The following is a 15,265-nucleotide window of genomic DNA, read 5'->3' on the forward strand; positions in this document are numbered from 1 at the left end:
AGTCTGCCACCGGGGTGGGTCGCCGCGCCCGTGCGGTTCGTCACATCCGATCCGCGAGCCGGGGAACCTCCCGCGCGGCCACCGGCGTCCAACCCGGCATGACGCCGACGGCAGTGCACCGGATCATGGCTGGCCAGGACGGCATCGTCACGCTGACCCAGGCGCTGGCAGCTGGCATGAGCCGGACCGCGGTCGACCGGCGGGTGAGCACGGGCGAATGGCGTCGGTTGCACCGCGGTGTGTACCTGCGCGCCGACCGACAGCACACCGACGCGGTCCGCCTGCGGGCGGCGGTGTTCGCTGCCGGGCCGTGACCGCGCGCCCCGATCAGCGGATCCGCCGCCGCGACCTGCACTGGGCCGACACCCGCAGCACCCGCGGACTGCGGGTCACCGAGCTCCCCTTGACGGTGCTCGAGGCGGCGGTGGTGCTGCCCGACGGCTCAGTGCTGATGGACCGGGCACTGCAACAGCACACCACGCTGCCGATCCTGGTGGCGGTGCACGAGCGTAATCGTGGCCGCAGCGGCGCGGCGGCCGCGGCCCGACTCCTGCACTCCGCCGGGGAGGGCGGGCACAGCGAGGCCGAGCGGATGCTGCTGCGGCTGCTGCGATCGGTCGCCCTGAACGGATGGCGTCCGCACGTGCGCGCGTGCGGCTACGAGATCGACGTCGCGTTCATCCGAGACCGCGTCGCGATCGAGGTCGACGGCTGGGCCTGGCACCGCGACGTCGCCCGGTTCAACAACGACGCGAAGCGCCAGAACATCCTGGTCAACGCGGGCTGGCATGTGCTTCGGTTCACCTCGCATCAGCTCCGCCTCGAGCCGAATGCCGTCCTCGCCCAAATCACGGACGCGCTGGCGTCGCGCGAGTGACTCGGGTCGGGAAGGATCTGCCCCGGCCTGCGGGGCCGATCCTTCCCGAATCGGGGGTGCGGCGGCGCGTGGCACCATCGAGGCCATGCGTATGAGGACTCCCGCGGCACTGGTCGCGGGCTTGGCGGTGACCGCGGCCGTGGCGGGCTGCGCCGGTCAGGTTGCGCCGGAACCGCCTGCCGCGGCTTCGGCGTCGGGTGCGGGTGTGGTCCCCGCCGGGCTGGAACGGTTCTACGACCAGGACCTGCGGTGGGAGTCCTGCGCCGACTACGAGACGGACGGGCCGCTGGCGAGCAGGCTCGAATGTGCGCGGGTGACGGTGCCGGTGAACTACGACGAGCCGGGCGGGGACACGGCGGAGGTGGCGATCTCCCGCAGTGCTGCGACGGGCGACCGGATCGGGTCGCTGCTGGTCAACCCCGGCGGGCCGGGGGCGTCGGGACTGTCGATGGCGACCGTCGGGGACGGCACCGAGCTCGCCGCCCGATTCGATGTGATCGGGTTCGATCCGCGCGGTGTCGGCGCGTCCACCCCGCAGGTCCGGTGCCTGACCGGTGTCGAGTTCGACGCAGACCGCGCTGACCCGCGCGTGGACATGAGCCCGGCGGGGATCGCGCACATCGAGGCGGTGAACGCCGACTACGCGGCGAAGTGCGCGCAGCGGACCGGCGCGGAGTTCCTCGCGCACGTCGGCACCCGCGAGGTGGTGCGCGACATGGACGTCATCCGCTCGGTGCTCGGCGACGAGCAGCTCAGTTTCCTTGGCTTCTCGTACGGGACGCGGATCGGGTCGACGTACGCGGAGACGTTCCCCGCCAACGTGCGGGCGATGGTGCTCGACGGCGCGGTCGATCCGGAGCAGGACCCGGTGCAGGAGACGGTGCTGCAGGCGGCCGGGTTCCAGCGGGCGTTCGACGACTTCGCCGCGGACTGCGCCACCAAGGCGAACTGTCCGCTCGGGTCGGATCCCGGCCAGGCGGTGCCGCGGTTCCGGGCCCTGGTCGACCCGCTGATCGCCAGGCCCGCCGAGACGACCGATCCGCGGGGGCTCGGCTACCAGGACGCGATCACCGGCGTCCAGCAGGCGCTGTACTCGCCGCAGCTGTGGGGGGCGCTGCGCAGCGGACTGTCCGCGCTGGCGGACGGCCGCGGTGATGCGCTGCTGCTGCTCGCGGACCAGTACCAGGGTCGCGGTGACGACGGCACGTACAGCAACATCAACGACGCGTTCAACGCGGTCCGCTGCGTCGACGATCCGCCGGTGACGGACCGGGCCGTAGCGTCGGCGGGCGACACCGCGTACCGGCGGGCCGCGCCGTTCCTCGACGACGGTCGGGGGACCGGTACCGCCCCGCTGGACGTGTGCGCGGTCTGGCCGGTGCCCGCCAGCGGGACCCCGCACGCGGTCGACGCGCCGGGGCTGCCGCGGGTGGTGGTCGTGTCCACGACGCAGGACCCCGCGACGCCCTACCAGGCGGGTGTCGACCTGGCGAAGCAGCTGGATGCGGCGCTGATCACCTACCGGGGGACGCAGCACACCGTCGTGCTGAACGGGGTGGCCTGCGTCGACGATCCGGTGGTCGCGTACCTGACCGACCTGACCGCCCCCGCCCCCGACCTCACGTGTTCGTAACCACCGCCCGGATGTAACACAGATTTAACGCGCGGTGCCTACTCTCGCGTGCATGGATCGCCAAAAGGAATTCGTGCTCCGGACCCTCGAAGAGCGCGACATTCGTTTCGTCCGACTGTGGTTCACCGACGTGCTCGGGTACCTCAAGTCCGTGGCGATCGCGCCCGCCGAACTGGAGGGCGCCTTCAGCGAGGGCATCGGCTTCGACGGATCGGCGATCGAGGGGTTCTCCCGGGTGTCGGAGGCGGACACCGTCGCGAAGCCGGACCCGTCGACGTTCCAGGTGCTGCCGTGGGAGCACAAGGACGGGCGGCAGCATTCGGCGCGGATGTTCTGCGACATCGCGATGCCGGACGGCACCCCGTCCTGGGCGGATCCGCGGCACGTGCTGCGCAGGCAGCTGAGCAAGGCGGGCGACCTCGGGTTCAGCTGCTACGTGCACCCCGAGATCGAGTTCTTCCTGCTGGAGAACGGCCCGATCGACGGGACCCGGCCGATCCCCGCGGACACTGGCGGCTATTTCGACCAGGCGGTGCACGACTCGGCGCCGAACTTCCGCAGGCACGCGATCGACGCCCTCGAGCAGATGGGCATCTCCGTCGAGTTCAGCCACCACGAGACGGCGCCGGGCCAGCAGGAGATCGACCTGCGCTACGCGGACGCGCTGTCGATGGCCGACAACGTGATGACGTTCCGGTACGTCGTCAAGGAGGTGGCCCGCAACGAGGGTGTGCGTGCCACGTTCATGCCCAAGCCGTTCGGTGAGCATGCCGGGTCGGCGATGCACACCCACATGAGCCTGTTCGAGGGCGAGAACAACGCCTTCCACAACCCCGACGACCCGATGCAGCTCTCCGAGACCGGCAAGGCGTTCATCGCGGGCATCCTCGAGCACGCCAACGAGATCAGCGCGGTCACCAACCAGTGGGTGAACTCGTACAAGCGCCTCGTCCACGGCGGCGAGGCACCGACCGCCGCCTCGTGGGGTCCGTCGAACCGGTCCGCGCTGATCCGGGTGCCGATGTACACGCCGAACAAGGCGTCGTCCCGGCGCGTCGAGATCCGCAGCCCCGACTCCGCATGCAACCCGTACCTGGCGTTCGCGGTCCTGCTGGCCGCCGGTCTGCGCGGCATCGAGAAGGGCTACGAGTTGCCGCCGGAGGCCGAGGACGATGTGTGGTCGCTGACCTCCGCGGAGCGCAGGGCGATGGGGTACCGGGAGCTGCCGCGCAGCCTCGGCGAGGCCCTCGAGCAGATGGAACGCTCGGAGCTGGTCGCGGAGACGCTCGGCGAGCACGTGTTCGACTTCTTCCTCCGCAACAAGCGGCGCGAGTGGGAGGACTACCGCGGCCAGGTGACGCCGTTCGAGCTGCAGAGCTACCTGGGGCTGTAACGCGACAATGGTCAAGCCACCCAGCGCCAGGTCCACGATCCCCGGTGTCGGCCGACTCGGTCTCGTCGAGTCGGCGGCGCCCGACCAACTCGCCACGCTCGACTGGCTGAACGTCGACAGCATCGACCTGCTCTGGTCGCTGTCGCGGGCCGCGAACGCGGACCTCGCGCTGCGCACCCTGGTCCGGATGCGCGAGTGCCTCGGGGAAGGGTGGGCCGAACTCGACGCCGCCCTGCGCACCGACACCGGACTGCGCGGGCGGCTGTTCGGGGTGATCGGGGCGTCCAGCGCGCTCGGCGACCACCTGGCGGCCGAGCCGGGGCGGTGGCGCCAGTTGCGCGGCGACGTGGTGTTGCCGTCCCGCAAGGAGCTGACCGACGACCTGCTCGCCGCGGTCGGGGCCGTCCCGGACGCGTCTGCGTCGGAGTCGAACCTCGTGTACCGCGCGGCGGTCACCGGCCCGGAGGCCGTGCTGGCGCTGCGCACCACCTACCGCGACCAGATGACGGTCCTCGCCGCGCTGGACCTGGCGGCGATCGTGGAGAACGAGCCGGTGCTGCCGTATCAGGCGGTCGGGCGACACCTGTCGGACATGGCGGACGCCGCACTGACCGCTGCGCTGGCGGTCGCGGTCGCGACCTGTCACCCGGACGAGGAGTGCCCGACCCGGCTCGCGGTGATCGCGATGGGCAAATGCGGTGCGCGGGAACTGAACTACGTCAGCGACGTGGATGTCGTGTTCGTCGCGGAGCCGGCGGACGCGCGGGCCAGCAGGCTGGCAGGCGAGTTGATGCGGATCGGCACCTCCGCGTTCTTCGAGGTGGACGCGGCGCTGCGGCCGGAGGGCAAGCGGGGCGAGCTGGTCCGCACCCTGGACTCGCACGTCGCCTACTACAAGCGCTGGGCGAAGACGTGGGAGTTCCAGGCGCTGCTCAAGGCGCGGCCCGCGACCGGGGACCTGGAACTGGGGCAGCGCTACGTCGACGCGCTGAACCCGATGGTGTGGACCGCAGCCGAACGGGAGGACTTCGTCCCCGGGGTGCAGGCGATGCGCCGCCGGGTCGAGGAGATGGTGCCGCCGGAGTTGCGGGAACGTGAGATCAAGCTCGGCCGTGGCAGCCTGCGGGACGTCGAGTTCGCCGTCCAGCTGCTGCAGTTGGTGCACGGCCGCGCCGACGAGTCGCTGCGGGTGCAGAGCACGATCGACGCGTTGACCGCGCTCGCCGGGGGCGGCTACATCGGCCGCGACGACGCGGCCAACCTCACCGCGTCCTACGAGTTCCTCCGGCTGATCGAGCACCGGCTGCAGCTGCAGAAGCTCAAACGCACGCACACCCTGCCGCCCGCCGAGGACGAGGAGTCGCTGCGCTGGCTGGCGCGGGCGGCGCACATGCGGCCGGATGGTCGCCTCGATTCGCTCGGGGTGCTGAACGCGGAGATCAAGCGCAACGCGCACCGCATCCGGCGGCTGCACGTGAAGCTGTTCTACCGTCCGCTCCTCGAATCCGTTGCGCGCCTGGACAAGGAGGCGCTGGTGTTGAGCCCGGACGCCGCGGTCCGGCAGCTCGCGGCACTCGGGTACGTGGCCCCGGAGAACGCCCTCGGGCATCTCAAGGCGCTCACCTCGGGTGCATCCCGCAAGGGTCGCATCCAGGCGCTGCTGCTGCCGACGCTGCTCGAATGGCTCAGCGACACACCGGATCCCGATGCGGGACTGCTCGCCTATCGCAGGTTGTCGGACGCGATGGTGGACGCCGACTGGTATCTGCGGGTGCTGCGCGACGAGGGCGCGGTGGCGCAGCGGCTGATGATCGTGCTCGGGTCGTCGGCCTACATTCCGGACCTGCTGATCAAGGCGCCGGATGCGTTGCGGCTGTTCGCCGACGGCCCGAACGGGCCGCGACTGCTCGACGCGACACCGGAGGAGGTGTCGCGGGGCATCCTGGCGTCCTCGGCTCGGTACGACGACCCGGCGCGGGCGGTCGCCGCCGCGCGGTCGTTGCGCAGGCACGAGTTGGCCAGGGTCGCGTCCGCCGACGTCCTCGGGATGCTCGACGTCCCGCAGGTGTGCCACGCGCTGTCGTCGGTGTGGGCCGCGGTGCTCGGGGCGGCGCTGGACGCGGTGATCCGGGCCAGCGAGGCGGAGCGGGGGGAGCAGGCGCCCGCGTCGCTCGCGGTCATCGGGATGGGGCGGCTCGGCGGTTTCGAGCTCGGCTACGGCTCCGACGCGGACGTGCTGTTCGTGTGCGAGCCCCGGCCGGATGTCGACGAGACGACGGCGGTCAAGTGGGCGAACCTGGTCGCCGACCGGGTCCGCACCCTGCTCGGGGCGCCGAGCACCGATCCACCGCTTGAGGTGGACACCGGGCTGCGACCCGAGGGACGCAACGGCCCGGTCGTGCGGACCCTGGCGTCGTATCAGGCGTACTACCGGCAGTGGGCGCAGGCCTGGGAGGTGCAGGCCCTGCTGCGGGCGCACGCCGTCACCGGCGATGCCGACCTGGGGCTGCGGTTCCTGCACATGATCGACGAGTTCCGGTACCCGGACGGGGGTGTCTCGGAGACCGCGGTGCGCGAGATCCGGCGGATCAAGGCCCGCGTCGACTCCGAGCGGCTGCCCCGCGGCGCCGACCCGGCGACCCACACCAAGCTCGGTCGCGGCGGCCTCGCCGACATCGAGTGGACGGTGCAGCTGATCCAGCTGCGGCACGCGCACGAGGTGCCGTCGCTGCACAACACCTCGACGCTGGAAACCCTCGATGCGATCGGGGCGGCGGAACTGCTCGCCGAGACCGACGTCGAACTGCTGCGCGAGTCGTGGCTGACCGCGACGAAGGCCCGCAACGCGCTGGTCCTGGTCCGCGGCAAGCCGACCGACCAGCTGCCCGGCCCCGGCCGGGTGCTGTCCGCGGTCGCGCAGGTCGCGGGGTGGCCGGGCGGTGACGCCAACGAGTTCCTCGACAACTACCTGCGGGTGACCCGCCGGGCGAAGGCCGTGGTGGAGCGCGTCTTCGGGTCCTGAGGGCCCGGTGTTTCCGACGGCGTACGCCGAATCCGGTTGTGGCTACGTGGTTGCCGCAAAGGGGTATGGGTGGGGGTGATTCCCCGGCCGGCCGAGTCCCGAGATTCTTCGATGACCGCGCCGGCGCCGTGCTGGCGGAAGAATCCCGGAGGACCCAGCGACGATGTCGACGCCCCGCACCGCCCGCACCACCCGCACCCACCGATCCGTCCGGCACGCCGCGGTCGCCGCCGCCGTCGTCGGGGGAGCGCTGCTGCTGCCCGCCGTCCCGGCGCTGGCCGCGCCGGTCACGATCCCCGGTGTCGGCCCGGTCGAGCTTCCTGGCGGCGGGGCCCCGGCGCCCGCTCCCGCGCCGATGGCGACGCATGGCACGGCGGCGCTCGATGCCGCGCTGTCGAAGCTGGGTGCGCCGTACGTGTGGGGGGCGACGGGCCCGAACTCGTTCGACTGCTCGGGGCTGGTGCAGTGGGCGTACCGGCAGGCCGGTGTCAGCGTCCCCCGCACGACGCACGACCAGGTCAACGCCGGGAGCCCGGTGGGTCGCGGCGACCTGCAGCCCGGCGATGTGGTGCTGTTCAGCGGCGCCGAGCATGTGGGCCTGTACGCCGGGGACGGCACGGTCGTGCACGCGCCGACGACCGGCCAGCCAGTGAAGAAGACGCCGGTCGACGCGATGCCGTTCCACGCCGCCCGCCGGTACTGACGCGCCTCCGGCGCCCGTGAGTCCTTTTGGCCCCCTGGTGGGCCAAAAGGACTCACGGGCACGAAGTGCCTACTCGCCCGCGAAGAGGCGGATGCGTTGCTCGCGGCTGCGTTCGAGGTGGGTGCGCATGTGCTCGCGGGCCGCGCGCTCGTCGCGGGCCCGCAGCGCGTCGAGGATCTGGTCGTGTTCGGTGTTGAGCAGGTCCGGTTCGCCGTAGTTGGAGGGCGGGCCGCTGTCGTAGATCCGGAGCTGGGTGGTGAGCCGCACCAGCAGCGTCATGATCGTGGTGTTGTGGGCGGCCTGCCAGAGGGCCTCGTGGAACCGGAAGTTCCCGGCGCGCACCGCGGTGTCGTCGTCGGCGGCGCAGCAGGAGCGGTGCAGCCGTTCGAGGCGCGCCATGTCGAGGTCGGTGTGCCGGATCGCGGCGGCGCCCGCGGCTTCCGACTCGAGCGCGACGCGGGCCGCGTAGATCTCGATCACGTCCTCGGGAGTGCCGGAGCGGACCCGGAAGCCGCGGGCCGCGCGTTCGAGGAGGCCGTCGTGGGCCAGCCAGTTCAGTGCCTCGCGGATCGGTGTGCGGGAGGCGCCGTAGGTCTCGCTGAGTTGGGTCTCGTGCAGCGGTGCGCCCTGGGGGAACTTGCCGTCGAGGATGTCCGCGCGCAGGCGAAGGTACTGCTTGGACGTCTGATCCGACCGGCCAGCCGCACCGGTGAGCATCAGGGTGCCCAGGTCGTCGTCCTCGCGCGTCATCGTGTCCTCCCTCGATTCGGTCGCGGCCTCGGGCCGCCGCGCTGATTATGCCAGGGAAGACATTCGAATACTTGCGTATACGCTCGTCCTCATTTAGGTTCGTGTCGTTCGGATCTTCAGAAGGGCGTTTCGTGTGCACCAGACACCGCTGATCGGGGCCGAGGAGCTGATCGACGCCCTCGGTCGCGCCGATGCCCCGCTCGTGATCGACGTCACCGTCGGCTTCCCGCCCGCCCGCTTCGACGGTGACTACCGGCCGGAGTCGGGCGCTGCGGCGTGGCGGGCGGCCCACATCCCCGGGTCGCGGCACGTCGACCTGCTGACCGCGTTCTCGGACACCGCGCGGAACCTGCACTTCAGCCGCCCCGACGCGTCCCGGTTCGCCGACGAGCTCGCCGCGCTTGGGATGTCGGCGGGCATCGACGTCGTCGTCTACGACCAGGGATCGATGACGTGGGCGGCCCGGGTGTGGTGGCTGCTGCGCAGCGTCGGCGTCGCCGCTCGCGTCCTGGACGGCGGTCTCGCGCGGTGGACGCGGCTGGGCCTGCCCCGCGAGTTCGGGGACGCGGTGCCGCCGAACGGAACGACCCCCGAGCGGGGCCTGTCCTACCTCCCGCTGTGGGTGGACCGCGCGGAGGTGTCCGCGATCGTCGCCGGGCAGGCGCCCGGCACGCTGGTGTGCGCGCTGGCGCCCGCCCAGTTCGCGGGTACGGACCGCACCCGGTACAGCAGGCGCGGCCACATTCCCGACAGCCGCAACCTGCCCGCGAAGGCCCTCCTCGGCGAGGACGGGCTGGTCCGGAACCGCGCCGAGTTGCGCGGGCTCGCCGCCGACGCCCTCGCCGGCGCCGAACCGCCGCTGGTGCTGTACTGCGGCGGCGGGGTGTCCGCGTGCCTGACCGCCCTCGGTCTCGTCCTCGCCGGATACGACGACGTGCAGGTGTACGACGGGTCGCTCGAGGAGTGGTCCGCCGATCCGGGTCTGCCGATGTCCACGACCGCGGACGGTGACGCGTGAGCCGATGTCGTCGCCGCTGAGCATCCCGATCCTCAACCCCTCACCGCCCCAGGACCCTCGATGACCCCCACCCTGTCCGGAGACGACCTCGGTCACGCGCTCGACGCGCTGCGTGCCCGGGTCCCGCTCGTCCACTCGCTGACCAACGTCGTGTCGGCCAATTTCCTGACCAACGTGCTGCTCGCCGCTGGCGCCAGCAACGCCCACATCGACAACACCAACGAGGCCGCCGAGTTTGCGCGGATCGCGGGCGCGGTCCTGGTGAACCTGGGCACGCCCGACGACGGCACCGCGGCGGCGTTCACCCTCGCCGCGCGGGCCGCGCACGACGCGGGAACGCCGTGGGTGCTCGACCCGGTCGGGGTCGGTGGCCTCACCTGGCGCAGCACGCTGGCCGCCGACCTGCTGACACTGCGGCCCACCGCGATTCGCGGCAACGCCTCGGAGATCATCGCCCTCGCCGGGCGCGGCGGCGACACCCGCGGGGTGGACAGCGCCGACGACGCCGCCGCCGCGGTCCCCGCCGCGGTGGCGCTGCTCGAGCACGCCGACGTGGTGTCCGCGTCCGGGCCGGTGGACCACCTGGTCGGCCGGGACCGCGACGGCACGGTCGTCGGAGTCCGGATCGGGGGCGGCAGCGCGATGCTGCCGCGGGTGACCTCCACCGGCTGCGCGCTCGGCGGGCTGGTCGCCGCGTACCTCGCGGTCGCGGACACTCCGCTGGTCGGGTTGGCCGCCGCGCACGCGCACGTCGCGGTCGCCGCCGAGATCGCGGAGGAGACGTCCACCGGGCCCGGCTCGTTCGCCGTCGCCTACCTCGACGCCCTGTACTCGGTGGACGCGGCGACCCTCGCGGACCGGGCCAGGGTCGCGGCGTTCGACGTCACCGTCGGAAAGGCGGGAACCCGGTGAGCATCAAGACCTTCTGGTATCTGACCCAGGCGGACGGCGACGTCCCGTGGAGTCCGGGCGGGCTCTACCCGGTCGACGGTGCCCGCCAGATCGAGCTCGCGCGGACCATCGACGACGGGGGCTTCGAGGGGGCGCTGGTGGCCACCTGGCCCAACGACCCGTTCGTGTCGGCGACCTGGGCGGCGTCGCACACCTCGCGGATGAAGTTCCTGGTCGCGGTGTACGCCAACATGATCCCGGCCCGGCTGCTCGCCGAGAAGGCGCTGACCTTCGACGCGTTCACCGGGGGACGGCTGATGATCAACTCCGTCAACGGCCGCGACAACATCCTTACCAAGTACGACATGAACGTCGACCACGACCGGCGTTACGAGCTCGGCGAGCAGTACTGGGCGGACGTCCGCGGCCACTACCGCGCGGGCACCGAGTCGAACTTCCCGAACACCCCGCTGCGCATCGACGCCGCAGGCGGCCACACCGTCCCGCTGTGGGGGACCGGCGATTCGCCTGCCGGGCTGGCGAACTCGGGCAGGGTCCTGGACGCCTACCTGGCGATGCTGCGGGAGACGTCGTTCATCGAGGAGAAGTTCGCCGGTGCCCGGGCCGCGGCCGCCGCGGCCGGCCGCGAGTTCACGGACTTCGGCGCCCTGTCGGGGGTGATCGTTCGGCCGAGCCGCGCCGAGGCGATGGACCGATTCCGGTCCCTGTTCGAGAAGACCGGCATCGACCGGATCACCGACGTCCTCGACCAGGCCGTCCGCAGGCGCACCGGCGGGCGGCAGGACCTGCGGACCTTCACCGCACGGGACGCGCAGCGACAGGGCTGGGTGGACGCGATCGTCGCGGGGAAGCTCCCCGAACCGGACGACCTGTACCTCGGGGACGGTCTGTACGCGGGCATCACCGCGTGGTCGCCGCTCGACATCTTCGCGACCGGCTCGTCGGCGGTGTACTACGTCGGCGACCCCGACGAGATCACCGGCCACGTCCGGGCGCTGCGCGACCGCACCGGGCTGACCTCGCTGATCCTCGCGGGCTGGCCGCTGATCGACGAGGCGAAACAGGTCGCCGAGCACCTGATTCCGCGCTTCTCCGCGCTGTAGCGCGGGCGGCGTGTCAGGGGATGGTGACGAACCCCTGGTCCGCCAGCCACTGCCGGGCGACGTCGGCGGGCTCGCGCCCGTCGACGTCGACCTGGCGGTTGAGCTCGCTGATCTCCTCGTTCGTCAGCCGGGCCGAGATCGGGGCCATCACCTCGGCCACCTCGGGGTGCGCCGCCGCGAACTCCTCCCGCATGGTCAGCGCCGGGTTGTACTTGGGGAAAAACGACCGGTCGTCCTCAAGGAGCACCAGGTCGAGCGCGACGATCCGGCCGTCGGTGGTGAACACCTCGCCGAACTTGCACTGCGTCCCGTCCGCGGTGGCCTGGTAGATGATGCCGGTCTGCAGCAGCCGTCGGTCCGCCGCCGCCGGATCGAATCCGTAGGCCGCCGCCATGCCCGGGTAGCCGTCCTGCCGGACATTGAACTCGGTTTCGACGCAGGTGGTCGCCGCCGCCGGATCCCGCTGCACCAGCGCCGCGTAGTCGGACAGCGTCCGGACCCCGGTCGCCGCCGCGGTCGTCCGATTCGTCGCCAGCGCGTAGGTGTTGTTCATTGGGGCGGGATCGGTCCACACCATGCCGTTGCGGGCCAGGTCCTCGTCCCGGACCGCCTCGAACTGGGCCGTCGAGTCGGGGATCGGCTGTTCGTGCCCGAGGTAGTTGATCCAGCCGGTGCCGGTGTACTCGTAGCTGACGTCGATCTGGCCGTCCACCTGGGCATCGCGGGTGCTGTTGGACCCCTGGATGTTCGTCAGGTCCCGGATGTCCGCGCCGGCGGCGGCGAGCGCGAACTCGATCAGGTAGCCGAGGATGATCTGCTCGGTGAAGTCCTTGGACCCCACCGTGATCGGGACTCCCTCGAGACTTTCGATCGGGGTGATGCTGCCCGGACCGACCTCGAGGGGGATTGCGCCGCCGGACTCCAGGCCGCACGATGTCAGGGCGACCACGGCCGCGGCGGCCGCGGCGAGGGCGCGCACCCGCCCCGTCACCGCAGCCCCTTCGGCCCGAGGTACGACTCGGCGAGCGCACCGAGCCAGTCGACGAACAGTGCCAGCGCCACCGCGAGGACCGCACCGACGATCAGGGTCACGTTGTCCCGCAACTTGTATCCGGTGTCGATCAGAATGCCGAGGCCGCCCGCACTGACCAGGAAGCATAGCGTCGCGGTCCCGACGGCGAGCACCAGCGAGGTCCGCAGCCCGGCGAGAATGTACGGCACCGCCATCGGGAACTCCACCCGGCGCAGCACGGTCAGCGCCGACATGCCCTGCCCGCGGCCCGCGTCGATCAGCGCCGGATCCACCTCCTGGTAGCCGAGGATCGTGTTGCGCAGCACCGGAAGCAGGGAGTAGAAGGCGATCGGAAGCACCCCGATCCAGAATCCGGTGGTGCGGGTCGCGAGATAGAACAGGACCAGCAGGCCGATCGCGGGCGCCGCAGCGCCCACGTTGGCGATGCCGACGAAGAACGGCGCCAACCGATTCCACCCAGGGCGGGTGAGCAGCGTCCCGAGCGGCACGGCGAGGGCAAGCACGATCGCGACCACCGCGACCGTGATCAGCACGTGCTGCCAGGTCAGGGTCGCGATGTTCGACACGCTGATGCTCGCCTGCTGCGTCGCGGTCAACTCCCGGTTGAACGCCCACAGCAGGACCCCGGCGACGAGCACCGTCACCAGCGCGGGCTGGACCAGCAGCCGGATCCGCTCCGCCCGGCGTTCGGCGGCGGCGGTCACGACGGCGCCTCGTCCGGTGCGGCTCCGCGCGCGGCGTGCCTGCCGCTCGGCTCGGCCCAGTGCGCCGGTCCGTGATCGTCGTCGTGGTCGTCGGCGTGCTCCTCGCGCAACTCCCGGAGGGCGGCGACCAGGATGTCGATCGTGACCAGTCCGGCGTACTCACCGTGCCTGCCGGTGACGACCGTCGACGCGCTCGACTCCGCGAGCAGCGCCTCGAGCGCATCCTGCAGCGTCGACTGGACGGTCACGATCTCGCCGACCGGATCACCCACGTCACGAAGCGAATCCGCGTGCGCGAGGTGCTGCGACGACACCCACCGCAGCGGCCTGCCTCGGCGGTCGAGGACCAGACCCCAGCGCCGCTTGCGGGCGAGCAGCGCGTTCCGGAAGTCGTCGACCGAACCGTCCTCGTGGACGGTGGGGCAGTGCAGCAACCGCACGTCCCGCACCCGGGTCAGGGTCAACTGCTTGAGGGAGGCGTCGCCGCCGACGAACCCGGCGACCGTGTCGTCGGCCGGGTTCGCCAGGATCGCCTCCGGGGTGTCGTATTGCAGGATCCGGGACTGGTTGCCCAGCACCGCGATCCGGTCCCCGAGCTTGACCGCCTCGTTGAAGTCGTGGGTGACGAACACGATCGTCTTGCCCAGTTCGGACTGCAGCCGCAGCAACTCGTCCTGCAGCAGCCCGCGGGTGATCGGGTCGACGGCACCGAACGGTTCGTCCATCAGCAGCACCGGCGGGTCCGCCGCCAACGCCCGCGCGACCCCGACCCGCTGCTGCTGCCCGCCGGACAGCTGACGCGGGTAGCGGTGCCGATAGGTGTCGGGATCGAGCCCGACGAGGTCGAGCATCTCGTCGACGCGGGCGGCGATCCGTTTGCGGTCCCAGCCGACCAGTCCCGGCACCGTCGCGACGTTCCTGCCGACCGTCAGGTGCGGGAACAGCCCCGCCTGCTGGATGGAGTACCCGATGCCGCGGCGCAACCGGTCCGCGTCGATGGACAGCGCATCCCGCCCGGCAATGGTGATCCGCCCCGACGTCGGCTCGATCAGGCGGTTGATCATCCGCATCGTGGTGGTCTTCCCGCATCCCGACGGGCCGACGAAGACCACGGTCTCGCCTGCCGGGATCGTCATCGACACCCCGGCGACGGCGGGCGTCGGGGCGTTCGGGTAGCGCTTGACGACGTCCTCGAGGACGATCTCGACACCGTGCACGTGCGCGTCGCCGCCAGCGCTCATCGGATTCCCTTCGACGTGGTCAGCTTGCCGAGCACGACGTACAGGCCGTCGAGAATCAGCGCGAGGATGACGATCAGGACGGTTCCGGTCAACGCCTGCGGAACGGCGGTGGGGCTGCCCACCCGGGACAGCCCGGAGAAGATCAGGTTCCCCAGGCCGGGGCCCTTCGCGTAGGCGGCGATCGCGAGGATGCCCATCAGCATCTGGGTGCTGACCCGCATCCCGGTCAGGATCGACGGCCACGCCAGGGGCAGTTCGATCCGTCCGAGGATGCGGAGCCTGCCCATTCCGACGCCGCGGGCGGCGTCGCTGACGGCCGGGTCCACCGAGGCGAGGCCGATGATCGTGTTCCGGATGATCGGCAGCAGCGCGTACAGCACCAGCGCCGTGACGGTCGGCCGCACCCCGAGGCCGAGGATCGGGATCAGCAGACCCAACAGCGCGAACGACGGAACCGTGAGGATCGTGCTGGCCAGCCCGGTCGCGACCGCGGACCCGAACGGGCTGCGGTAGACGGCGATTCCGATGCCGACGGCCAGGATCGTGGCGAGCACCACCGACTGCACCACCGCGCTGACATGCAGGAACGAGTCGGTGGCCAGTTGCTGGCGGCGCGCGGTGACGAAGTCCCACCAGGTCTGCAGGTCCACCGCGGCGTCACCCCCACTGGTCGGTTGGTCACCGCTCACCCTGCTCCCGAAACGCGGTGTGCGCAAACGTTCGGCGGATCCGTGGCGTGTCACGGCGGCCCGGACGCGGCTCGGGGCCTGCCCCCAGGTGGCGATGGGCGAAAGGAGGGAGGGGGTGGGGGGAAAAGACGTAACATACCGGGGGCAGTTTTTCTCCTCAGATAGCACCCCCCCCCCCATCCCAGAC

The 15,265-nt window shown here is 71.5% G+C and carries 14 protein-coding genes; 9 read left to right on the top strand and 5 right to left on the bottom strand.

All coding sequences use genetic code 11. The annotated features are described in order from the left end of the window. Positions 1-98 precede the first annotated feature (98 nt). The 6 genes from ACWF62_RS14050 to ACWF62_RS14075 all read left to right on the top strand — a co-directional run bounded on the left by ACWF62_RS14050 (position 99) and on the right by ACWF62_RS14075 (position 7,628). Positions 99-314, top strand: a complete 216-nt coding sequence (locus ACWF62_RS14050) for a type IV toxin-antitoxin system AbiEi family antitoxin domain-containing protein (protein WP_452630372.1) — start codon at positions 99-101, stop codon at positions 312-314. Continuing rightward, the gene (locus ACWF62_RS14055; protein WP_452630373.1) at positions 311-877 is read left to right on the top strand and encodes an endonuclease domain-containing protein; all 567 of its coding nucleotides are present in this window, start codon (positions 311-313) and stop codon (positions 875-877) included. Before ACWF62_RS14050 ends, ACWF62_RS14055 begins: the two co-directional genes overlap by 4 nt. 85 nt (positions 878-962) lie before the next feature. Then, positions 963-2,510, top strand: a complete 1,548-nt coding sequence (locus tag ACWF62_RS14060; protein WP_378570490.1) for an alpha/beta hydrolase — start codon at positions 963-965, stop codon at positions 2,508-2,510. 52 nt (positions 2,511-2,562) lie between these two features. Continuing rightward, positions 2,563-3,903, top strand: a complete 1,341-nt coding sequence (gene glnA / locus ACWF62_RS14065; protein ID WP_378508382.1) for a type I glutamate--ammonia ligase — start codon at positions 2,563-2,565, stop codon at positions 3,901-3,903. 7 nt (positions 3,904-3,910) lie between these two features. Continuing rightward, positions 3,911-6,925, top strand: a complete 3,015-nt coding sequence (locus ACWF62_RS14070; RefSeq protein ID WP_452630374.1) for a bifunctional [glutamine synthetase] adenylyltransferase/[glutamine synthetase]-adenylyl-L-tyrosine phosphorylase — start codon at positions 3,911-3,913, stop codon at positions 6,923-6,925. A gap of 163 nt (positions 6,926-7,088) precedes the next feature. After that, positions 7,089-7,628 carry a C40 family peptidase gene (locus ACWF62_RS14075; RefSeq protein WP_378570486.1) on the top strand — a complete coding sequence of 180 codons (540 nt, stop codon included), beginning with the start codon at positions 7,089-7,091 and terminating at the stop codon, positions 7,626-7,628. A 69-nt stretch (positions 7,629-7,697) separates the two neighbouring features. Here ACWF62_RS14075 and ACWF62_RS14080 read toward each other — a convergent pair whose 3' ends face one another. After that, positions 7,698-8,378, bottom strand: coding sequence for a GntR family transcriptional regulator (locus ACWF62_RS14080; protein WP_378508385.1), 681 nt, complete (start codon positions 8,376-8,378; stop codon positions 7,698-7,700). 133 nt (positions 8,379-8,511) lie between these two features. Between ACWF62_RS14080 and ACWF62_RS14085 the strand changes: the two genes are divergently transcribed. Genes ACWF62_RS14085 through ACWF62_RS14095 form a run of 3 tightly spaced genes read left to right on the top strand, consistent with a single transcriptional unit; the run spans position 8,512 to position 11,411 of the window. After that, positions 8,512-9,396: a sulfurtransferase gene (locus ACWF62_RS14085; RefSeq protein WP_452630375.1), complete on the top strand. Its 885-nt coding sequence runs from the start codon at positions 8,512-8,514 to the stop codon at positions 9,394-9,396. 60 nt (positions 9,397-9,456) lie between these two features. Further along, positions 9,457-10,308 carry a hydroxyethylthiazole kinase gene (thiM, locus tag ACWF62_RS14090; protein ID WP_378508387.1) on the top strand — a complete coding sequence of 284 codons (852 nt, stop codon included), beginning with the start codon at positions 9,457-9,459 and terminating at the stop codon, positions 10,306-10,308. Next, positions 10,305-11,411 carry an LLM class flavin-dependent oxidoreductase gene (locus tag ACWF62_RS14095; RefSeq protein WP_378508388.1) on the top strand — a complete coding sequence of 369 codons (1,107 nt, stop codon included), beginning with the start codon at positions 10,305-10,307 and terminating at the stop codon, positions 11,409-11,411. Before thiM ends, ACWF62_RS14095 begins: the two co-directional genes overlap by 4 nt. 13 nt (positions 11,412-11,424) lie before the next feature. Here ACWF62_RS14095 and ACWF62_RS14100 read toward each other — a convergent pair whose 3' ends face one another. Genes ACWF62_RS14100 through ACWF62_RS14115 form a run of 4 tightly spaced genes read right to left on the bottom strand, consistent with a single transcriptional unit; the run spans position 11,425 to position 15,039 of the window. Next, positions 11,425-12,402: a glycine betaine ABC transporter substrate-binding protein gene (locus tag ACWF62_RS14100; RefSeq protein WP_378508389.1), complete on the bottom strand. Its 978-nt coding sequence runs from the start codon at positions 12,400-12,402 to the stop codon at positions 11,425-11,427. Further along, the gene (locus ACWF62_RS14105) at positions 12,399-13,148 is read right to left on the bottom strand and encodes an ABC transporter permease (RefSeq protein WP_378508390.1); all 750 of its coding nucleotides are present in this window, start codon (positions 13,146-13,148) and stop codon (positions 12,399-12,401) included. The genes ACWF62_RS14100 and ACWF62_RS14105 overlap by 4 nt, the downstream gene beginning before the upstream one ends. Next, positions 13,145-14,389, bottom strand: coding sequence for an ABC transporter ATP-binding protein (locus ACWF62_RS14110; protein WP_378508391.1), 1,245 nt, complete (start codon positions 14,387-14,389; stop codon positions 13,145-13,147). The genes ACWF62_RS14105 and ACWF62_RS14110 overlap by 4 nt, the downstream gene beginning before the upstream one ends. Then, complete coding sequence (locus ACWF62_RS14115; RefSeq protein ID WP_378508434.1) at positions 14,386-15,039, bottom strand: ABC transporter permease; 654 nt, start codon at positions 15,037-15,039, stop codon at positions 14,386-14,388. Before ACWF62_RS14115 ends, ACWF62_RS14110 begins: the two co-directional genes overlap by 4 nt. Positions 15,040-15,265 lie beyond the last annotated feature (226 nt).

Source organism: Rhodococcus sp. NPDC054953, from assembly GCF_053609225.1.